This is a genomic window from Chitinophaga alhagiae (assembly GCF_003568665.1).
Lineage (GTDB): Bacteria > Bacteroidota > Bacteroidia > Chitinophagales > Chitinophagaceae > Chitinophaga > Chitinophaga alhagiae.
This window is the reverse complement of record NZ_QXMH01000003.1, coordinates 385,420-406,694: the sequence shown is the minus strand read 5'-3', so window position 1 is coordinate 406,694 and position 21,275 is coordinate 385,420. Positions and strand designations below refer to the sequence as shown.

The following is a 21,275-nucleotide window of genomic DNA, read 5'->3' as shown; positions in this document are numbered from 1 at the left end:
TAACCTGTACCGTTAGGAGCGGGGGAGGAAGGGGCAACCGGGCCGGTCATGTATGGCATTATGCAGCCCGCTGAAACACCGGCGCCGCCGGTAACGCTTCTTGAAATAACGCAACGGTGCGCCGGGCGGGCAGCGCCGGCTCCTGGCCCGGGCAGGGCATTGGCCGGTTCCGTACCTGCCTTCTCCGATGGGTCCCCGGCCGGGGAAGGAACGGGGAACTTTGCTTGTATTGTCACCGTTTTGTCAATGACGACGTTTTTTCGTGGTTGTATATTCGCCGCCATCAATGCTATTTGAAGCGGGGGATGGTGTATATATCTGATATTATCAAGTATTTCCATTTGTAAGCAATTGAGATATGTTGGCTTGCCAGCCGCTTTTACCGCTTTTCACCAACCACGCCGGTTACCTTGTCTTTTGTAACGGGGTTATCATCATTTTTATTTCCCTTCTCCTGCCAAAACCATTCGCTGCTATCTTACCGAGGAACAGTGTACAACGAATTGCTGGCGGCATGCTACTCTTTATTGAAAAAAGGCGCACCCGGTGCGCCTTTCCTCTTATTTCCTGTTTGTCATGATCTTCCCCTTCATCAGGTTCATGAACCCTTCCCGGTAGGTATCCCCCACGGGCACGGTATGCGCCGTATGCTCCAGGTGTACCATATTCCCCTCTATCATCCTGATATACCCCGTGGCCAGCAGGTAGGATTTATGCGTACGGGCAAAATCTGCCGCGGGCAGGCGCTCTTCCAGGTCTTTCATGTTCAGCAGCGCAATAATGCCTTCGCCCTGGCGGGTATGGATCTTTACGTAATTCTTGAGGCCTTCTATAAAAAGGATGTCCTTGATATTGATCCTGATCAGTTTGCCCTTCTGCTCCGTTTTTACAAATATGAAATCGTCTTCGTCTTTAGCGGCCGTTGCCACGGTGGGCTGTATCATGGAAAGGGCGCGCTGTGCGCCTTTGATGAAGCGGGCAAAGGAAATGGGTTTCAGCAGGTAATCCAGTACCTCGTTCTCAAACCCTTCCATGGCGTACTCGCTGTAGGCAGTGGTGAGTATCACCTTGCTTTTGCCGTTAATGGCCTTGATGAAGTCTATACCGGTCATGGAGGGCATCTGCACGTCCAGGAAAATGAGGTCCACCTTGTGCTGGTGCAGCAACTGCAGGCCCTCCAGCGGGTCTGTGGTGGTATACAGCAGGTTGAGGAAGGGTGTTTGCCTGATGTGATGCGTCAGCAGGTCAATGGCATGTTGTTCGTCATCTATCACAATGCAGTTGATCATGGCTTATAAATTAATAGTGAGCTCGGAGGTATAGAAGTGTTCGTTGTCTGTGATGCTGAACTGATGTTTGTCTGCGTACATCAGTTGCAGGCGCTGTTTTACATTGTTCAGGCCGATGTTGGTAGACAGCTCCTTGGGGCCCGCTTTCTTCTTGTTGCGGATGTAGAACCGTATTTGCCGCTCGTCAGATTCCGTTCTGATCACCAGCGGGTTGGCGGGGTCCAGCAGGTCTCCGTGCTTGAACGCGTTCTCTACCAGCGTGATCAGCACCAGCGGGGTGATGCGGGCCTTCGGGTTATCCAGCTGCTCCGCGTACTGGATGCTCAGTTTGTTGTTGAAGCGCATCTGGTTGATCTCGATCACGTTTTTCATGTGGGTGATCTCCTTTTCCAGCGCCACCTTGCCTTCCGCGTCCTCTTCCTTGCCCAGGGCGTACCGCATAATGTCTGACAGCAGCAGCACGGCGTTAGATACTTCTTCGCTCAGCGGCACCGTTTTGCTGTAGATGAAGCTGAGGGAGTTGAACAGGAAGTGCGGGTTGATCTGGTATTTGATGGCAGACAGTTCGGCATCCAGCTTCTGTTTTTCCAGTTCCTTCTGGCGTTTGCTGCGGTGGTTGAAGTCTATGATCACCGCCACCACCAGGCAGGCCAGCAGCGTCAATACGTAGGCCACGCCCATGGAGATCAGGTAAAAGGCCATCTTATGGTTCAGGATAAATTCTGCCAGCCCCTTCTGGCTGGCGTCTACCTTGAAGTTCACGTTCTTGAACTCGAACAGGAGGGAATAGCCGGCCTTCAGCACAAACATACCTGCTATCAGCAGAAAGAAGCGGCCCACCTTGCGTTTTTGCAGCAGGGGCAGCCAGGCCAGCCAGATCAGCACGTAGTAGGTGATAGTGAACTCAATAATGCCCTTGGCGGCATACCTGAAAAAACCGCCCAGCTTCTGATAGGTGTCCTTAGCCAGCTCAGGGTCTACCTTGTATACAAAGGAAAAGGATAACACCTGGTAGGCAACGGCCACTATCATGAGTATGAGTATCTTTTTCCACTCGCGGCCAATAAAATCCTGGATCTTTCTGAACATCTTGTGTTTTTGCAGTTATGGCGAAAATAAAGAAAGTTCCCCGGTATGGCCCGGGGAACGGCTTTTTTTACATAGTGGTGGTGTTTGTTCTGCCGGCCTCCGCTTCTATGTTGTTTTTGCGGGCTTTGGTCTGTTTCACGTTCTTGTTGCCGAAGCGGTAGTTGAAGGTGAGGTTCACTACCCGCGTGTCCGTATTATGCTTGCTCTGGTTGTTCACGTTGCCGTACAGCACGTCAAAGCGGAACCGGCGGGTGTTGAACACGTCATTCACGCCGAGCTTGAGGGAGCCGTTGCCTTTCATGATGGTCTTTTTCAGGCCCAGGTCTACATACCCCATGCTTTTCAGGCTGGCGTAACCCATGGCAATGGGGCTTTGGAAGGCGCCGCCCAGCTCCGCGGTGAAGCCTTTGGGCAAGGTGTAGCTGTTCTGCAGGTTAAAAATGGCGGTCAGGTTATCTTTTTTGTACTCCACGCCGTCCAGCAGGGTGTTGATGTGCAGGTACAGGCCCACGGCGGTGAGGGTGGCGCGGAATTTGGACGTTACGGGCTTGCTCCATACCACGGTGGCGGAACCTACGTTCATGTTGGACTGGTTCTCGAAGCTCTGCACCAGTATCTTGGTGTCGGGGTCTTGCCGCACCACCACACTCAGGTTGTCTTTGATGCGGGTAAAGGCCAGTGTGGTAAACAGCTGGTATTTGTGGCTCCAGCGGGCTTCTACAGATTGCATGGTCATGGGCTTGATATCAGGGTTGCCCTGCATGTAGGAATAAGCGCTGCGGTAAGTAATGAAAGGATTGACAATTTCGAACCCGAAACGGTTGATGCTACGGCGGTAGGAGAGGCTGAACTGGTTCTGCATGTCTTTCATATAACTTACGCTGGCGCTGGGGAAGAGCTGTACGTAATCACGGGTGAAACGCTGGTCCATGGTGAGGCTGTTGCCTTTGGCATTGGTGTGCTCCGCCCGTAATACAGCGTTGAAAGTATATTTTTTGATGGTTTTGCTGAGGCCGAGGTAGGCGGCGTTCACATTTTCCTTGTAGATGAAGTGGTTGCTTTTACCGGGGTCGTTCTCCCATTTGCCGCTGTTCCTGTTCTCCCAGTTCAGCTCGTTGTCTGTTTCCGTGAACGTGGTTTTAATACCGGCTTCCAGCCTGGCAAATTTCAACTCCTGGGTGTAGTCCGCACTGAAAGCGTACAGGTTGATGCGGGAATCTGACTCGTTGCGCAGGCGGCTTTCATCTCCGGTGATCTGCCCGCTCTTGCTGTAGTACTGGCCGGCAAAGGCGTCGTTCCAGTCTTTATAGTAAGAAAAATAGTCTGCGTTGATGGTCAGCTCGTTCTTCTTTTTGGCATTGCCGGTCTTGAAATAAGCGTTCACGCTGGGGTTTACAATGGAGAGGGAACCGTTGGCCAGCTGTACGAAGTTGGAGTCTGCCAGGCTGGTGAGGTTATCCCCGTTGCGCCCGCGACTGGAGAACTGGCCTTTTACCAGCACACCGGCGGAGGTGTTTTTGGTGATGTCGAAATCGGCGCTGGCCTTCACGTTGTGGCTGTGGCGGTTTTCGCGGTTATAGTCATTGTCCGTGAGCAGGTACCCGCCGGGGAAGCGGCGGTCTGTAACGGTGCTGGTGAACTGCTTGCTGTACATATGGTCATACCCGCCGTAGAGGTTTACGCCCTTGCCGCGGTGGTTGAGGGTGAAGCCTTCCGTGGTGCGGGGGTAGCGCCCGAAGCCGCCGCTCAGCGTGAGGGAGCCGTTGGTGCCGAGGTCTTTCGATTTCAGCATTTTGATATTGATGATGGCGGCGCCCTGCGCGTCGTATTTGGTGGAGGGGTTGCTCATCAGCTCTATTTTATCAATGTTGCCGCCGGGGGTGGAGGCCAGCAGGTTCTTCAGATCGTCTCCGGTGAGGCGGCTGGGGCGCCCGTCTATATACACGGTTACGGCCTTGCCGTTGAGCTGTACGTTATTGGTATTGTCTACCACTACGCCGGGGGCCTTCTGCAGCACTTCCCAGGCGTTGGCGCCGGCAGCGGTGGCGGTCTGGCCCACGTTCATCACCATGGTGCCGCCCTGCATGGTAATGGGCGGCCGGGTGGCGGTAACGTCTACGGCCTTCAGCTGTTTTACGGTATCTTTTTTTTCCTGTGCGCCCGCGGCAACGGCGGCGGCCAGCAATATAGCGGTAAAGAGGGATGTACGAAGCGTTTGCATATAAGTATCGGTTTTGATACTGCAAACTTATTGTGAGGGGCAGGGGTGGGGAAATCCGTTACACCAACCAGCACATTGCGGGTATGAAACGGAGGTTTCAGGGGGAATGCTGGGTGTGAACGGGGTGTTTGGCGGTACCAAACGGGAGGTGCCGGAGTTCTCCTGTTTGCATGGCGGTATGGGGGGCCTTTCGCGGCCTGCCCGTTTACGGTACCGGCAGTCAGCCCTTCATGCCGGGCATCAGGCTGTTTCCACGATACCGCGGATTTACGGTACCGGCGTTACCTGGTACCCGCGGGCCTTCAGCAGCGCGGGCAGCCCTTGTTCCCCGCCCAAGTGCATGGCGCCGCAGGCCACCAGTACGGTACCCTGCCGCATGGCCTTTTCCATAACGGGTACCCAGTTGCGGTTACGGTCATATACCAGCAGGTCTTCAAAACCGGCCAGCTCGGGAGATGTTTTCAGCTCCTGGTGCATGGCGGCTACGTCTTGCCGTTTGTAAGCCGCCACCAGGCGGTTGAAGGCATGGCGCTGCTGCTGGAAGTTGTTGACGTATTCCATGATCATGCGGCATTCCGTACTGTCCGGGATGGCATCGAAGAGGGCCACCTGGTCTTCCACTTTTTCCAGCCCCTGAACGGGCTTTTGTTGTGTGGTGGCCATTTGCACCAGTTGCTGCTCATAGGAGGCGGGCAGCGGGCAGGTTGCCATGCGCTGTAGGATCATCATCTGCACCACCAGCGGCTTCATTTTCCGGAAAGGCGTGATGTCTGCCCGCAGGCTGTCTTTCATAAAGGCGGCCAGCCGGTCAAAGTCGCCGGGTTTGAAATGCTGCGCCAGGTCGTAGCCTTCAGGGGTCTTCAGGGCTTCTCCCATGGTGGCCATCATGGCCGGATCGTCCATGTCAATTTCCAGGTACAGCTCGCGGGCGGCGGCCATGGCGTCTTTGAGGGCGGGAGAGAGGTAGAGGTCTTCCGGGCAAATGAGGTGGATGGTACCATACAGGTAGCTGGGCTGTTGCAGGCCGTTGCCGCTGATCTTGTACAGCAGCGCGTTTTGAGACCGGGCAGCGAGAAATGTGAGGGCCAGCAGCAGGGTGGAGGCGAATTTTTTCAGCATAAGCGGGTATGTTAAGTATTGAGGCGGCGCGGTTTGGGCTTGTTTTTTTGTCCGCCCCCTATCAGGGCGTTACAGCGTAAAATTGCGCCAGCTGGGAGGCCAGCACTTCAATGTCTTGCCGGGTGTGCAGGGCGGACAGGATGACGCGGTTGATCTTTTTACCCTGCGGGTCAGGGTAGGCAAAGGAGGAAATAAAAGTGTCACACCCTAACAGGTAGGCATACACGCTTTCCGCCGTGTCTTCCAGTATGAACACCGGCAGCTCGTGCGGGTGATGCATGGCGGCTATACCGGCCGTTTGCCGTTTGAAGCCGGTGATATTGTCCCGCAGCTTTTTGCGGGCGGCGGCAAAAGCGCCGGCGGCGTGCAGAAAGGCGTATGCATTGGCCGGTACCATGGGCGTGCTGGCGGTAAACAGCGGGAGGTGGCGGATGGCGGCAACATCTGCCGCGTGGCCGGCCACCATGCCGCCTTCGAGGCTGTAGGCCTTTGCCAGTGAGGCGGTGACCAGGTAATGCGCGGCGGGGTTTTGCGGCAACTGGTGTACAATGCCTTCGCCCTCCGGGCCCAGCAGGCCAACGCCGTGAGAATCATCTATCAGCACCAGGGCCTTTTTCTGCAACCCGGCCAGCGGTGAAAAATTGTTGATGGCGGCGGTGAGCGGGTTCACGGCGTCAGACACCAACACGTACTGATGGTCTTGCCCGAGGTTGGCCATGTCTATGACCGTGGCCAGCCAATTGTCCCAATCTCCGGCAGGTACTTCCGCGCCGGGATACCGCAGGGCGGGGTGCGTACCGGGGGCAAACAGCACCTGCCCGCGCGTGGCGGCGTAGGTAATGGCCGCCTGAGAGGCCAGGTAACCGGAAGAGAAGCAGGCGGCGGACTGCTGGCGCAGTTGCGTGGCCAGCGCGTGTTCCAGCTCATCGTACAACCGCAGCTGCAGGTTGGAAATGCGGGAGGAGGGGTACACGCTGCCAAACCGGCCCTGCCCTACGGCCAGCAGGTCCCTGAAGGTGTGCGAGGCGTGCATGCCCAGGTAAGAGAAGCCGGAGAAATAGAGGCAGTTCCTGCCGTCTACCTGGGCCGTTCTGCCGGGCGTGGTGTCTGTGATCTTTATCATGCTATTGTTTGCGGGTATGCAGAATAAAATGATAGTCGCCCGATTTCACTTTCATATCAAATTCATCTTCCGTCAGGGCCGTTACCTCTACCAGGTGTTCCGAGCTGCGGGAGCCGTTGGCGGAGGTGATGGAAATAATGCGGCCGTTGCTCAGCAGCTTGTACCGCCCGCTGTCCGGCTGACCGGCAATGGTGGCAATAAACAACCCATTGTCCAGGAACTGGTAGCAAGCATCGCTGTAATACCCGCTCTTCAGGTCTTTGGCCTGCGTCACCTGCGTGTTGTTGTAGGGGGCTGAAGCGGGAACGGTTACATCGTACACTTTCCATTTCTTGTGCTGCAGCAGGGCGTCTGTTTTGCCGGAGCCGCAGGCCGCCAGCAGCAAAGCCAGTACAGGCGCTGTTAAAAGATATTTCATTTGCCGGAGGCTTTTTGTTCATTGAATTGCCGCGAGCCGCCTTTGGGAATGGAGAGGCTCTGCCAGTTGTCTGCCTTCATCACCTTGCCGAGGTACACGATCTGGCCAACATGGTAGGGGTAATGGGCCAGTTGCCGGTTCAGCGCGTCTATGACCAGGTGCGGTTCCGTTCTGATGTAGATGGTTTTGCCGAGGTCTGCTTCCTGCAGGGCGTTCAGCGTGTTCAGCAGGAAATCCCATCCTTTGTTCCACATATCCAGCAATTGCGCTTTGGTGGCGCCGGGGTCGTCCCGGAACTCGTCATCGCGCTGGCGCCAGGGTTTTTCGCCATCGGTGGTGAGAAAGTCTGTGAAGCGGGACAGCATGTTGCCGCTCATATGTTTTACAATGATGTAAATGTTGTTGGGCTCACCGGCGGGTTGCCAGTGCAGTTGTTCGTCATCCAGCTGCGCGAACGTTTTTTCTGCCAGCTCTTTGTAAGTGAGCAACCGTTTCTTTAAGCTCTCCAGGTACATGGTCTATTGCGGATTGTTCTGTTGCGAATGTACAAAATCATCAGGGATGCGTTGTTCTGGCAAGGCTGCTTTACTATTGCCGGGTTGCATGCCGCTGCTGCGCCTTGCCACCGTAACCTATTCTCCCGCCGCGCTGTCATCTCCCCGTTTATCTCCCACCGCTTCAATCTTCCCGTCAGGATGTATCTTGATCACCTCTGTTCGGCTCCAGGGGCCGCTCTTCACGAATTTGTAACCCATTTTCTCCAGTGCGGCGCGCGTGCTGTCCGGAAAGTCCTGCTCTATTCTCACTTCATCCGGCAGCCACTGGTGGTGGAACTTGGGCGCGTTCACGGTAGTTTGCGCATCCAGGTTGAACACCAGCGCGTTGAGAATAGTCTGGAACACGGAAGTGATAATGGTGGAGCCGCCCGGCGTGCCGGCAATCAGCACGGGGCGGTTGTGTTGAAGCACAATGGTAGGCGTCATGGAGCTGAGCATGCGCTTGCGCGGGGCAATGGCGTTGGCCTCCGCGCCAATGAGGCCGTACATGTTGGGCGTGCCGGGCTTTACGGAAAAATCGTCCATTTCATTATTGAGCAAAAAGCCTGCGCCGCCTACTACCACCTTGCTGCCGTAACCGCCGTTGAGCGTGGTGGTAACAGACACGGCGTTGCCGTCCGCATCCAGCACGCTGAGGTGGGTGGTCTGCATGCTTTCCTTTACAAGGCCTGCCTGTACGGCTTCGCTGGGCGTGGCCCTGCCGGGCGTGAAGGTCTGCATACGGGTTTTAAGATAGGAGGGCTGTGTAATGGCGGCCAGCGGGGGCGATGTAAAATCAGGGTCTCCCAGAAATTTGGCGCGGTCCGCGTACGCGCGGCGTTCCGCTTCTATCATTACCTGTACGCTTTGCACGCTGTGAAAGCCCCACTCTTCCAGCGGGTAACTTTCCACCATGCCCAGCATTTGCTGTATGCCCACGCCGCCGCTGCTGGGAAGGGGCATGGTCAGGATATCGTATCCCCTGAATTTGAACTGCAGCGGCTGGCGGGGTTTGGCGCGGTAACCTTTGAGGTCTGCCGCTGAAATAATGCCGCCGCCGCGCCGCATTTCCGCTACTACTTTCTCCGCCGTTTCCCCTTCATAAAAACCTGCGGCCCCTTTCTGCGCAATGAGCCGCAGGGTGCGCGCCAGGTCTTTCTGCACCAGCGTATCGCCGGCCTTCCAGGGGGTATCTTTTACAAAGGCGGTGGGCATGGTATTGAGGCGTATAAAATCTTCCTTGCGCCGGTTGAGGCCGGCGGCCTCCCTTTCAGTGATCACGAAACCCTTTTCCGCCAGTTTGATGGCGGGGGCCACCAGTTTGGCAAAGGGCAGTTTGGCGTATTGATGGGAAGCAAACAGGCCGGCTACGGTGCCGGGTACGCCGGCGGCCAGGTGGCCGTCCAGGCTCAGCCGCGTTTGGGCGTTGCCGTTACCGTCCAGGTACATGTCCCGGTGCGCTTTCTGGGGCGCCATTTCGCGGTAGTCTATGGCGAGAGATTGCCCGTTGCGCAGCCTTGCCACCATAAAGCCGCCGCCGCCGAGGTTACCGGCTTCCGGGTATACCACGGCCAGGGCCAATTGTGTGGCAATGGCCGCATCCACCGCGTTACCGCCTGCTTTCATTACCTGCGCGCCGGCCTCGCTGGCCAGCGGGTGGGCAGATACCACCGCGTAGCGCCTGGGTGTCATGTACTTGGTGACCTGGTAATTGTAAGGGCTGCTCTGGGCCAGTGCGGCGCCGGTATACAACAGCAGCACGCTTATTAACGGAAAACGCATGGGCAACTTGTTTGGAGGTTAAAAATAAGATTTATTGGAAGGAATAACAGCATTTCATGCCGGCGGGGCCTTTGGGGCATTGTCGGCGGTGCTGCAAGCAATTTTCATGTACTCCGCCGGTCGTTGCAAGCATCTTCGTGTACTTCGCCGGTGGTTGCAAGCATCTTCGTGTACTTCGCCGGTGCTGCAAGCATCTTCGTGTACTCTGCCGGTGGTTGTAAGTATCTTCATGTACGTCGCCGGTAGTTGCAAGCATCTTCGTGTACTTCGCCGGTAGTTGCAAGCATCTTCGTGTACTCCGCCGGTCGTTGCAAGCATCTTCATATATCTTACCGGCGGGCGCCGCCAGTGTCTTCCTGTACCTCTCCGGATGTATGCTGCCGGTAACTTCCAAAAACCGGTTTCCGGTGATCCCGTACCGGAAACCGGACATGCTTTTGCGGACAGGCCCCATTTCTTTATCTTAGAGGAATACACCCAACGTTATGAGGTATCTGTTCCTGGTTTGCCTGTTTTTCCTGATGATCTGTACACACGCCGCCGCGCAAACGGCGCCCTCCCAGTTCCTGCAATATGAGCTGGGCACGCGTTTTACCCCGCACTATAGGGTGGTGGATTATTTCAGGCACATAGCCGCCACCGTTAAAACGGTGAAGCTGGAAACCTACGGCGAATCTTACGAAGGCCGGCCGCTGCTGCTGGCTATTGTTGCCTCACCGGAAAACATGGCGCGGCTGGAGGCCATCCGGCAGCATAACCTGGATGTAGTAACGGGCAAAGCGGAAGCCGCCGCGCAGCCGGCCATTATCTGGCTGAGTTATAACGTGCATGGCAATGAGGCCGTGTCTACCGAAGCGGCCATGAAAACCCTTTACACGCTCATCACTACCCGTACAGAGCTGTTGCAGCACGCCGTGGTGATCATAGACCCCTGCCTGAACCCGGACGGGCGGGAACGGTACGTGAACTTTTACAATGCCGTACACAGTAAAATACCAGACGCCACTCCCTACGCGCGGGAGCACTATGAGCCCTGGCCGGGTGGGCGCAGCAACCACTATTATTTTGACCTCAACCGGGACTGGGCCTGGCAGACCCAGCAGGAGAGCAGGCTGCGGATCATCCAGTACAACCGCTGGATGCCGCAGGTGCATGTGGATTTCCATGAGCAGGGCGTAGACGCACCGTATTATTTTGCCCCCGCCGCGGAACCTTTGCACGATGCCATTACAGCCTGGCAGCGGGATTTCCAGACGCAGATAGGCAAACACAACGCCACCTATTTTGATGCAAAGGGCTGGCTGTATTTTACGCGGGAGCAGTTCGACCTTTTTTACCCGAGCTACGGAGATACATACCCTACTTACAACGGCGCCATTGGTATGACCTATGAGCAGGGGGGAAGCGGCCGCGCCGGGCTGGCCATCTTTACCCGGCAGGGAGATACGCTTACGCTCAAAGACCGTATTGAACATCACTTCACCACCGGCCTGGCTACCGTAGAAGTGTCTGCCGCCAGTGCGGGCCGGCTGGTGAACGAATTTGCCGCCTACTTCCGGCAGGCGCGCCAGCAGCCCGGCGGCGACTATAAAACGTTCGTGATCAAGGCGGACGGCAACCGGGAAAAACTGCAGGCACTGGCGGAGCTGCTGCGCAAAAATGAAATTGCGGCGGGCTTTGCCAACAGCAACACCGGCAGCAGTGGCTTCAACTATTTTACCGGCAAAACGGAAAACTTCAATATAGAAAAAGAAGACCTCGTGATCAGCGCCTTCCAGCCGCGCTCCAACCTGGTGCGCGTACTGTTCGAGCCGGTGGCACGCCTTACAGATTCCGTTACCTACGATATTACCGCCTGGGCGCTGCCTTACGCCTACGGCCTGCCCGCTTACGCGCTGAAACAGAAGCTGGGCATTGCGCTGCACGACAGCCTTGAGAAGCCCGTACCCGCCCCGCCCGCGGCCGGTAATACCTACGCGTACCTGGCGCCGTGGAACAGCCTCAAAGACCTGAAGTTCCTGGCCCACCTGCTCAACCGCAACATCAGGGTGCGTTTTACTGAAGCGGCCTTCACCATCGGCCAAACCAATTATCCCGCCGGTACCCTGGTGATCACCAAAGCCGGCAACGGCTTGCTGGACGCGCTGCCCGCGCTGGCACAGAAAATGGACATCAGCCTGGTGAAGGTGCCCACCGGTTTTGTGGAGAAAGGGGCGGATTTCGGTTCAGACAAACTGCGCCTGATACGGAAACCCAAAGTGGCGGTACTGGCCGGAGAAGGCGCCTACTCCCTGAGCATGGGCGAAATATGGCATTTCTTTGAACAGCAGATAGACTACCCGCTGACGGTGCTGAATACGTCAAGCCTGTACGGCGTTAACTGGAAAGACCTTGATGTGCTCATTCTGCCGGCCGGCAACTATATTGCGCTGAACGACAAGGCGGTGCTGGAGCGCATCCGCGACTGGGTGAGCAACGGCGGTAAACTCATTGCCATGGAAGAGGCCGTTACCCAACTGGCGCAGGCGGAATGGGGTTTTAAAATGAAGAAGGAAGACGATGCAAAAGACAAGGAGAAAAAAGAAGAAGATGAAAAGAAAGATCCCTATGAAGCGCTGAAACCCTACGGCAACCGCGAAAGGGAAAGCGTAACGCAGTTCATCCCCGGCGCCATCTACAAGGTACACCTGGATAAAACCCACCCGCTGGCTTTCGGCTACCCGGATTACTACTATACCCTCAAACAAAGCGACCAGCTGCTGGAGTTCATGGAAAGCGGCGGATGGAACGTAGGCGCGCTGAAGAAAGATGATTACCTGACGGGCTTTGTAGGCGCGCAAACAAAAATGAAGCTGAAAGACGGGCTGGTGTTCGGCGTAAAGGAATTGGGCGCCGGCTCCATTGTGCTGCTGGCGGATAACCCGCTCTTCCGCAGTTTCTGGGAAAACGGCAAGCTGCTGTTCGGGAACGCGGTGTTCCTGGTGGGGCAGTAGCGGAGACTCCCATGCACCTCAGAAACAGCTGGCAACAGTGCCGGTAAAATGGCATGTGCTGGTCAATACCGGGAGCATGCCAGCCTCGCTTTTATTTTTATGTGGTGTTCCGGGGAATTACATCTTCCGTTTAATACCGCACCCTACAGAAGCCGTAGCGGTCACTTCTACCGCCCTGCCGGCCAGCATGGCATCTACCGCGTTGTGGAGGTATTTGATCTTCACACCGGCGGCGTTGCCGGGGTTGTCATCAATTGCGCCCTTGTAAACAAGTGCAGCATCTTTATTGAACAGGTAACATTCCGGCGTACGGTCTGCCGCAAAAGCATCGGCCAGTTCATTGTTCTTGTCTACCGTGTAAGACCACTGGTAATTCTGTTTTTTGGCATAGGCCTTCATAGCGTCAAAAGAATCGCCGCCGGCGCGCTCCGCTTCGTTAGAGTTGATCAGTATCACGCCAATGTTATGCTTCAATGCGTATTGTGCTATCTGGCGGGTACGCTCCTGGTTGCGCTGCACGTAAGGGCAGGTGTTGCAACTGAACATCACCAGCAGGCCGTTTGCTTTTTTAACATCGTTGAGAGAAACTTCCCTGCCTGACACATCTTTCATTTTTACATCCGGCTTCGGCATTTTAGCGCCTACTTCCAGCGCGTCAGGATTGCGGAACGCTGCGAGCCATACGGTAGCAAGAAGTAATAAAACAAATTGCTTTTTCATAGGGCATTAGTTTAAAGGTTGAATATGAAATTACGGTATTTCAGACGCATTTAAAAGCAGTTACGGCTGTTTTCCATTTTCTTTAACTAAAAGCTGATAGGATTTTAACGTAGAATCAGGAAAGTCCCTGTATTTCAGGTTCTTCACCGGCTTCCCGTTCCCGCGCAATTTCGCGGATGGTGCTGATGCTGGTGTTCAATTCAAAGCCGATCAGCAGTATGAAGGAGTTGAAATATACCACCAGCATTAATATCAGCACAGTGCCGATGGAGCCGTAAATTTTGTTGTATTGTGCAAAATTGGTGACCCAGAAAGAGAACCCTACGGTCACCACGATCATGGAAACGGTGGCAAAGGTGGCGCCGGCGGAAATGAACTTCCATTTCTTTTTAGTGGCCGGCCCAAAACGGTAGATCACGGAAATGATGGCGAAGAAAAGGAGTACGATCAATGCCCAGCGCGCGGCTACGAGTGCAAATTGCGAAAAAGAATCGCGCAGGCCCAGCTCCTCAAATATCCATCTCATCACAGTGCCCTGCATGATGATAAGCGCTACGGTGGCCAGCAGCAGTATTACCAGTATAATGGTGAGCTTCAGCGCGGTGAGCCGTGTTTGCCACCAGAGGCGCTGGTTGAAGCCGGGCAGCAGCTTGTCAAACGAGCGCAGCATGCCCATTACGCCGTTGGAGGAATAGTAGAAGCTGAGTATGAAGGCGAAAGACAGCAAGGTATTGCGATGGGTATACAAAAAGTCATGGATCATTTCCCGGACGATCTGGTAAGAGTTCTCGTTAGGTGTAACGGCCTTGGCCAGGTCATACAACGTGGGCTCAATGTTCTGCAGGGGAATGAAGGGCACCAGCGTGAACAGGAAGATGAAAAAGGGCGGGATGGCCAGCAGGAAGTTGAACGATATGGCGGCGGCCCGCTCTACGAGGCTTTCCCGCGCGGTCTCCTTCAGGAAGAAAACGATCACATCGTACAGGGGAATCCCCTCAAAGCCCGGCAATACCAGGCTTTTACTTTTGTGTACCAGCCATTGTACGGGTTTTGATTCAAGAACGAGTTTTTCTACATCAACCATCAGGGGATTATTGGACTGCCGTAAAAATACAAAGAATGTATTACTTCACCCCCCTTGCGTTCAATGCCTTTTGATAGGCGCGTGCATTTTCCAGGTGTTCCTTGTAGGTGGAAGCAAAAGCATGATAGCCGCTGCCGTCTGCCCTGGCGCAGAAATAGAGGTACTCCGTATCTGCCGGCGTCAGCACCGCGTCAATGGACCTGGCAGAGGGCGTGCAGATGGGGCCGGGCGGCAGGCCGCTATAACGGTAAGTGTTATACGGAGAATCATATTCCAGGTAGCTGCCCCATATCCTTCTCAGGGTAAAATTCTTCATGGCGAATTTTACGGTGGGGTCCGCGCCCAGTTTCATGCCCTTGCGCAGGCGGTTGAGGTATACGCTGGCAATGGCGGGCTTTTCATCGTGCCGGTTGGTTTCTTCTTCCACAATGGAGGCCAGGGTGGTCACTTCCGTGCGCGTAAGGCCCAGCGCGGAGGCTTTGGCCCGGCGGTCGCCGTTCCAGAAAGTTTCGTAAGCATCTTCCAGTTTGCTGAATACCTTGCCGGCGCTGGTGTTCCAGTAAAACTCGTAGGTATTGGGCATAATGGCGCACATCACGGTGTTAGTGTCCAGCCCGAACTGCCGCAGGTGTACCGGGTCTTCCAGGATGGCCCTCATGGCCACGGAGTCTGCCTCCAGGTTGGTGGATACCAGGCGGATAAAGTCTTCTTTCAGGCGCAGTTTGTTGATGACCAGCTTTACGGGAGACTGGCGGCCGGAGCGCAGTATCCTCACTATGTCCAGGTTGCTCATGCCTTTTTGGATCTCGTAGCGCCCGGCTTTTACCCGGGAGGGATAATCCAGCCGGCGGGCCACCAGGTTGAAGGTAGACACGGAGCGAACGATGTCTTGTTCCTGCAGCCCTTTCAACACGTGCTGATAGGTGCTGCCCGTGGGCACGTAAAAGTATTTTTTGTCCCCGAAAGATTTGGTGTTGGGGCCCATCAGCAGGTAGGCGGCCAGTACCATGCCGCCCGCCAGCAAACAGGCGGCTATAACGGCAATGCGGCGTATCCAGGGAGAGTTGGTGTTTTTCGCTTTGTTTCTTTTCATGAAAATGCGGAGGTGTTGCAATAAAAAACCCCGCTTTTAACGGCGAGGTATTTATAAATATTATAACGAAATAATATTATTTACGGTTGAGCGGGAGCTGCGGGAGCAGGCTGTTGCTGTGCCGGTTGCTGCTGTTGGGGCGCCGGTAAGGGCGTGCTGTTGGCAGGGGCCGGAACGGCCGGGCCGGCAGATTGTTCAATAGTGCTGGAACCTTTCTGCACATTGCCGCCGCCTTTGCCGATGAACATGGCGGAGGTAAGGCAGAGCACGGCTATTACAGCCGCCAGTATCCAGGTGCCTTTTTCCATGATGTCATTGGTTTGACGAACGCCCATCACCTGGTTGCCAAAACCACCGAAAGTACCGGAAAGACCGCCGCCCTTAGGATTTTGCACCAGCACGAAAAAGCCGAGTAAAATACAGGCTAAAACGATCAATACTCCAAAGAAAATCAACATGTGTGTTGTTATTTTTATTTATTGTTGTCAGTTAGTAATTGCAGATCTTTGATCTTTTGCGCAAAATAAGCGTTTTTGTCGGGATTAAGCAAACTTAATTTTTGATATACGGCAATGGCTTTCCCGTGCTGGTGCTGGCGTACCCAGATCTCGGCCAGGGTTTCTGACACGATGTCATCATTGAGCGTAATGGAGTCTATGGCCATTTTTTCCACTACTTCAGATACTTCCGGCTCATCATCTTCATACAGCCTGTTCAACTGCTGGTGATACCAGTCTTTCGTGGCCTTACCGGCGAAGGAATCTTTCAGTTCCCTGAGCCAGTCGGTAAAGCTTCTCATTTCTGCTGCGGCTTTTTCGGTCATCATTTCTGCGGAGTTCGGGTCTTTCAGCTTTTTATAAGCAAAATAATCTTCTGTAAACAGCGGCTGGAAGGTGAGTACGGTTTCTTCCGCGGGTGTATCCATCGGGTGTATCCTGATGGGGGCTTCTTCCGGTGTTGCGGTGGCAGGCTGGGGGGCGTCCGCCTCACTGAGGGGCGCTTCCACTTCGGGCACGGCCGCGGCCGCGGGCAGGGTGAGACCGGCGCCCTCAGCGGGAGCGGCGGTTTCCACCACGATCTCTTCTTCTTCCGGTTCCGCTTCGTATTGATCCTCTTCGCGGATGGCGTCATAGTCTATGGCTATGATCTCGTCCGGGGCGGTGAGGTTGCGGGCGGCCTCAAATTCGGCTTTTTCCTGTTCGGCTTCGTAGTCGATGGCTACTATTTCGTCCGGCGCCGCTTGTGTGCGGGCCGTTTCAAATTCGGCCTTTTCCTGTTCGGCTTCGTAGTCGATGGCTACTACTTCATCTGGCACCGCTTGTGTGCGGGCCGTTTCAAATTCGGCTTTTCCCTGTTCGGCTTCGTAGTCAATGGCTACTATTTCGTCCAGCGCCGCTTCCGTTTGAGCAACTTCAGGTTCCGGCGCGGCGTTGGCGGCCTCGTCAGCAGGCGTTTTAGCCTCGTAGAGGAACTCGTCGTATTTGGCGGCTATAGCTTCGTCTTCTGCGTCTGGTGAGGGGGGAGCGGGGAGGGCGGGGAGGGCGTCATTTTCTTTCGCCTCCACTTCAGCAATATCTTCCTGTTCCACATCTGCCAGCGTTTCTTCCGTTTCTATTTCCGCAACATCTTCCACTGTTTCTTCTTGCGCAGCGGCTACAGGCGTCTCTTCCGTCTCCACTTCCACAACATTGCCCAGCATATCTTCCTGTTCCACATCTGCCAGCGTCTCTTCCGTTTCTATTTCCGCAACATCTTCCACTGTTTCTTCTTGCGCAGCGGCTACAGGTGTCTCTTCCGTTTCCACTTCCACAACATCTGCCGGCGTCTCTTCCGTCTCCACTTCCACAACATCTTCCACCGCTTCTTCCGTTCCCACTTCCACAACATCTTCCCCCGCTTCTTCTTGTGCAACGGCTACATGCGTTTCTTCCGTTCCCACTTCCGCAACATCTTCCCCCGTTTCTTCTTGCGCAGCGGCTACAGGTATCTCTTCCGTTTCCACTTCCACAACATCTGCCGGTGTCTCTTCCGTCTCCACTTCCACAACATCTGCCGGTGCCTCTTCCATCTCCACTTCCGCAACACTTTCCACCGTTCCTTCCTGCTTCACGTTCACTGCTGCAACCGCAGCTGCCGCATTCCGGGCATCTTCCGCTGCCAGCTCATCCAGGATGGCCTGGTCTTCGGCAGACAGGGCCGGTTCCGCGGGCGTGTTCTCAACTTCAGTGGGGGGAGCAATTGTTTCGGGAAGGGGAGTGGTAACGAACTGATGTACCTGCTGGGGCGTATTGCTGTACAGTTGCGCTTTTTTCAGGGCAGGGGCCGTCAGGTCTTTATTTTCCGCAAATTCTTTCCTGGCCAGGAGCATCCGTGCCGCTGCAAAGTACGGGTACTTTTCCACCAGTTGCTCCAGGTTTGCCTGGTCTACCTGCCGGAGGTCCGGTTCGTTAAAAATATGGTGAATGATCCTGTTAGCGGTCATAGGTGCTAAAATATGAAAATAATATATAAATCAAATAGCCCGTTACTACCAGTTAGCAAAGGCCCGGTTGAAGATATCGTCTACCAGGTTAGGCACAATCTCTTCCAGCAGCCGCGGTTCCGCCTCGTTAATGGTCTGGCTGGCGTTAAAATCCGCGGAGCGGGAGAACGATTGGTTGGTAAACCCTTTTTTGTCACCAATACGCTTGATGAACGTGATGTTCACAGTAATGGTCAAACGGGCGGAGGCGGGTTTGTCTATGTCCGTTACGGCGGCGTTCGAAATGGAATAGCCGGTAATGGTGCCTTTGAACTCATAGTCGGCCCCCTGGTCGTTGGTTTGGGTAAGGCGGGTTTGCGCCAGGATCTTGGTGCGTAGCTTTTCCGTTACCTGCTGGCTGAGCTGCGGGTTGTTTTGCGGCGCCCGGTTCTCAATAAAGCGTACCAGCACGGTTTTGGCGGCAGGGTCTATACTGGCGCCGCTGGCGGAATATTTGATGGAGCAGGCAGACGAAAAGAGCCACAGGCTTACGCTGGCCAGCAGAAAAATGTATTTTGACATAGGGAGCTTACTCATTGATATTGTATTCCTTCAGTTTTCTGTACAAAGTCCGTTCCGAAATCCCGAGATCGAGCGCGGCGTCTTTTCTTTTGCCCTTGTGTTTTTTCAGCGCCTTTTCGATCAATTCCTTTTCCTTGTCGGCTATGGAGAGGGTCTCTTCCACTTCTTCATGATGGTCTATTTTGTTGCTGTCCTGTATAATATAGGGCTGCGAGGGCGCAATGATGTTCGGCTGCGCAGGCGTTTCCGCGGGCTGGAAGTTATGCATCATGCCGCCGTCCTGGAAGGCAGGCGTATTGGCCATGGAAGGGTTTTGCAGAATGTCGAAGAACATCTTCTTCAGTTCTGTTACGTCTTTCTTCATGTCAAAGAACAGTTTGTACAGGATGTCCCTTTCACTGGCAAAATCCCCGTTGCCGCCCTGGTGCTGTGCAGGCGCCAGTACCGGCAGGCGGTTTACCACTGGTTGCTCCGGCAGGAAGCGGCGCAGTTCCGTGGCGGTTACCAGTTTATCTGTAGCCAGCACGGAAATTTGCTCCGCGATGTTCTTCAGTTCGCGCACGTTACCGGGCCAGGGATAATTGACCAGCAGCTCGCGGGCTTCTTCGTCCAGTTGAATGGACGTGGTCTTGTAGCGTTCGGCAAAATCTACGCAGAACTTGCGGAACAGCATGGGAATGTCTTCCTTCCTGTCACGCAGCGCCGGCACGCGGATGGGTACGGTGTTGAGCCGGTAATAGAGGTCTTCCCGGAATTTGCCCTGCTGGGTGTTTTCCAGCAAGTCCCGGTTGGTGGCGGCAATTACGCGCACGTCTGTTTTCTGCACTTTGGAGGAGCCTACCCGTATGTATTCCCCGGCTTCCAGTACACGCAGCAGGCGGGCCTGTGTGCCGAGCGGCATTTCACCAATTTCGTCCAGGAAAATGGTGCCGCCGTTCACGGTCTCGAAATAACCTTTCCTGCTGTCTACCGCACCGGTAAAGGAGCCTTTTTCATGCCCGAACAGTTCGGAGTCTATGGTGCCTTCCGGAATGGCGCCGCAGTTCACGGCTATGAAGGGGTTATGTTTGCGGGCGCTGAGCGCATGAATGATCTGAGAGAATACTTCCTTACCCACACCGCTTTCGCCAGATATCAGCACGGTCAGATCGGTGTTGGACACCTGCGCGGCCACCTGCAGGGCATAGTTCAATGCCTGCGAGTTGCCGATAATGCCGAAGCGGTTCTTGATGCTTTGAATATTGTCCATAATTCCTTCCTTTGTTTTATCAACGGCCTTCCACCACCTGCCCCAACAGGGTACCGGCGGTACAATCTTCCACTTTTACCGTCACGTATTCCCCTTTCCGGTGGTTGCCGCGGGGGAACACTACTACCTTGTTCTGGTCATTGCGGCCGAACAGGTCGTTTTCAGAGCGTTTGGAAATGCCTTCAATCAATACTTTAAATGTTTTACCCACATCCTGCTGCATACTTTCCAGGGTATGGCGGCGGTGGAGGGCCACCACTTCGGCCAGCCGCTGTTTCTTCACGGCTTCAGGCACATCGTCCTGGTAACGGCGGGCGGCCAGGGTACCGGGGCGTTCTGAATAGGCGAACATATAGGCGAGGTCATAATGGGCGTACTCCATCATGGCCAGGGTGTCTGCATGGTCTTCTTCCGTTTCTGTGCAGAAGCCGGTGATAACGTCTGTAGAAAGCCCGCAGCCGGGCAGTATTTCCCTGATGCGGTCTACCTTTTTCATGTACCACTCGCGTGTATAGGTGCGGTTCATGAGCTGCAGGATGCGGTTGCTGCCGCTTTGCACCGGCAGATGGATATAATTGCAGATGTTCTCATGGCGGGCCATGGCGAACAGCACGTCGTCTGTAATGTCTTTCGGGTGGGAGGTGCTGAAGCGTACGCGGAGCAGGGGGTTGATGGCGGCCACTTTTTCCAGCAATGTGGCAAAGGTGATGGTTTCCCCGGCGGCCTCATCCACAAAATAATAGGAGTCTACGTTCTGTCCCAGCAGGGTTACTTCGCGGTAGCCGCTTTCAAAAAGGTCGGTGGCCTCTTCCAGGATGGAATGAGGGTCCCGGCTGCGTTCGCGGCCGCGGGTGAAGGGCACCACGCAGAAGGCGCACATATTGTTGCAGCCGCGCATAATAGACACAAATGCTGTAACGCCGTTGCTGTTGAGGCGAACGGGGCTGATGTCCCCATAGGTCTCTTCGCGGCTGAGCAGTACGTTAATGGCTTTCTGGCCGGTTTCTGCTTCTTCTATAAGGGCGGGGAGGCTGCGGTAGGCGTCCGGGCCTACTACGAGGTCTACCAGCTTTTCTTCTTCCAGGAATTTGGCCTTCAGGCGTTCGGCCATGCAGCCCAGCACGCCTACCAGGAAACCCGGACGGTCTCTTTTGGTCTTTTTGAACTCGGTGAGGCGCTTGCGTACGGTCTGCTCTGCCTTTTCGCGGATGGAGCAGGTGTTGAGCAAAACCAGGTCAGCCTCTTCGGCATTGCGGGTAGCCCCGAAACCTTCTTTATTGAGGATGGACGCCACAATTTCACTGTCGTTGAAATTCATCTGGCAACCATAACTTTCGATATAAAACTTTTTTAAATAGGTACGGGTATCTCCCTGCAGCGGGGCAACGGCCTCGCCCTGACGGCTTTCATCATGTACTTTATCAACAATTTCCAGCATGTCCGGTCACAATTTAAGGAAGCAAAAATACAAAAAAATGCCAGAATGACAGGGGAAATGTACTCATAGCTCCGGATT

General features: G+C 54.9%; 17 protein-coding genes. 1 reads left to right on the top strand and 16 read right to left on the bottom strand.

The annotated features are described in order from the left end of the window. Window positions 1–560: 560 nt before the first annotated feature. The 8 genes from D3A97_RS17980 to ggt all read right to left on the bottom strand — a co-directional run bounded on the left by D3A97_RS17980 (window position 561) and on the right by ggt (window position 9,577). Complete coding sequence (locus tag D3A97_RS17980) at window positions 561–1,289, bottom strand: LytR/AlgR family response regulator transcription factor (protein ID WP_119079906.1); 729 nt, start codon at window positions 1,287–1,289, stop codon at window positions 561–563. Window positions 1,290–1,292: 3 nt separating this feature from the next. Next, window positions 1,293–2,378 carry a sensor histidine kinase gene (locus D3A97_RS17975; RefSeq protein WP_119079905.1) on the bottom strand — a complete coding sequence of 362 codons (1,086 nt, stop codon included), beginning with the start codon at window positions 2,376–2,378 and terminating at the stop codon, window positions 1,293–1,295. Window positions 2,379–2,445: 67 nt separating this feature from the next. Then, window positions 2,446–4,599 carry an outer membrane beta-barrel family protein gene (locus D3A97_RS17970; RefSeq protein ID WP_119079904.1) on the bottom strand — a complete coding sequence of 718 codons (2,154 nt, stop codon included), beginning with the start codon at window positions 4,597–4,599 and terminating at the stop codon, window positions 2,446–2,448. 267 nt (window positions 4,600–4,866) lie between these two features. Then, window positions 4,867–5,718 (bottom strand): TraB/GumN family protein, encoded by an 852-nt coding sequence (locus tag D3A97_RS17965; RefSeq protein ID WP_119079903.1) that lies wholly within the window; start codon window positions 5,716–5,718, stop codon window positions 4,867–4,869. Between the two features lie 61 nt (window positions 5,719–5,779). Continuing rightward, window positions 5,780–6,841 carry an aminotransferase class I/II-fold pyridoxal phosphate-dependent enzyme gene (locus D3A97_RS17960; RefSeq protein ID WP_119079902.1) on the bottom strand — a complete coding sequence of 354 codons (1,062 nt, stop codon included), beginning with the start codon at window positions 6,839–6,841 and terminating at the stop codon, window positions 5,780–5,782. Between the two features lies 1 nt (window position 6,842). Beyond that, a complete protein-coding gene (locus tag D3A97_RS17955; protein WP_119079901.1) occupies window positions 6,843–7,259 on the bottom strand; it encodes a hypothetical protein in 417 nt (138 codons plus the stop codon). Further along, window positions 7,256–7,774 (bottom strand): DUF1572 family protein, encoded by a 519-nt coding sequence (locus D3A97_RS17950; protein ID WP_119079900.1) that lies wholly within the window; start codon window positions 7,772–7,774, stop codon window positions 7,256–7,258. The genes D3A97_RS17955 and D3A97_RS17950 overlap by 4 nt, the downstream gene beginning before the upstream one ends. A gap of 117 nt (window positions 7,775–7,891) precedes the next feature. After that, complete coding sequence (gene ggt, locus D3A97_RS17945; RefSeq protein ID WP_119079899.1) at window positions 7,892–9,577, bottom strand: gamma-glutamyltransferase; 1,686 nt, start codon at window positions 9,575–9,577, stop codon at window positions 7,892–7,894. 485 nt (window positions 9,578–10,062) lie between these two features. Between ggt and D3A97_RS17940 the strand changes: the two genes are divergently transcribed. Beyond that, on the top strand, window positions 10,063–12,570 hold the full coding sequence (locus D3A97_RS17940) for a M14 family metallopeptidase (RefSeq protein WP_119079898.1): 2,508 nt from the start codon (window positions 10,063–10,065) through the stop codon (window positions 12,568–12,570). A 117-nt stretch (window positions 12,571–12,687) separates the two neighbouring features. Here the strand turns inward: D3A97_RS17940 and D3A97_RS17935 are convergent, their stop codons facing one another. The 8 genes from D3A97_RS17935 to miaB all read right to left on the bottom strand — a co-directional run bounded on the left by D3A97_RS17935 (window position 12,688) and on the right by miaB (window position 21,197). After that, window positions 12,688–13,290: a thioredoxin family protein gene (locus D3A97_RS17935; protein WP_119079897.1), complete on the bottom strand. Its 603-nt coding sequence runs from the start codon at window positions 13,288–13,290 to the stop codon at window positions 12,688–12,690. A 115-nt stretch (window positions 13,291–13,405) separates the two neighbouring features. Then, on the bottom strand, window positions 13,406–14,374 hold the full coding sequence (locus tag D3A97_RS17930; protein WP_119079896.1) for a YihY/virulence factor BrkB family protein: 969 nt from the start codon (window positions 14,372–14,374) through the stop codon (window positions 13,406–13,408). A 40-nt stretch (window positions 14,375–14,414) separates the two neighbouring features. Next, window positions 14,415–15,467 carry an endolytic transglycosylase MltG gene (gene mltG, locus D3A97_RS17925; protein WP_157986615.1) on the bottom strand — a complete coding sequence of 351 codons (1,053 nt, stop codon included), beginning with the start codon at window positions 15,465–15,467 and terminating at the stop codon, window positions 14,415–14,417. Between the two features lie 80 nt (window positions 15,468–15,547). After that, window positions 15,548–15,925: a preprotein translocase subunit SecG gene (gene secG / locus D3A97_RS17920; protein ID WP_119079894.1), complete on the bottom strand. Its 378-nt coding sequence runs from the start codon at window positions 15,923–15,925 to the stop codon at window positions 15,548–15,550. A 14-nt stretch (window positions 15,926–15,939) separates the two neighbouring features. Then, entirely contained in the window at window positions 15,940–17,949 is a 2,010-nt protein-coding gene (locus D3A97_RS17915; RefSeq protein WP_157986614.1) for a DUF8458 domain-containing protein, read from the bottom strand. Between the two features lie 45 nt (window positions 17,950–17,994). Further along, entirely contained in the window at window positions 17,995–18,510 is a 516-nt protein-coding gene (locus D3A97_RS17905) for an LptE family protein (protein ID WP_157986613.1), read from the bottom strand. Between the two features lie 7 nt (window positions 18,511–18,517). Next, on the bottom strand, window positions 18,518–19,759 hold the full coding sequence (locus D3A97_RS17900) for a sigma-54 interaction domain-containing protein (RefSeq protein WP_119079890.1): 1,242 nt from the start codon (window positions 19,757–19,759) through the stop codon (window positions 18,518–18,520). A 19-nt stretch (window positions 19,760–19,778) separates the two neighbouring features. Beyond that, on the bottom strand, window positions 19,779–21,197 hold the full coding sequence (gene miaB, locus D3A97_RS17895; protein WP_119079889.1) for a tRNA (N6-isopentenyl adenosine(37)-C2)-methylthiotransferase MiaB: 1,419 nt from the start codon (window positions 21,195–21,197) through the stop codon (window positions 19,779–19,781). Between the last annotated feature and the right edge of the window lie 78 nt (window positions 21,198–21,275).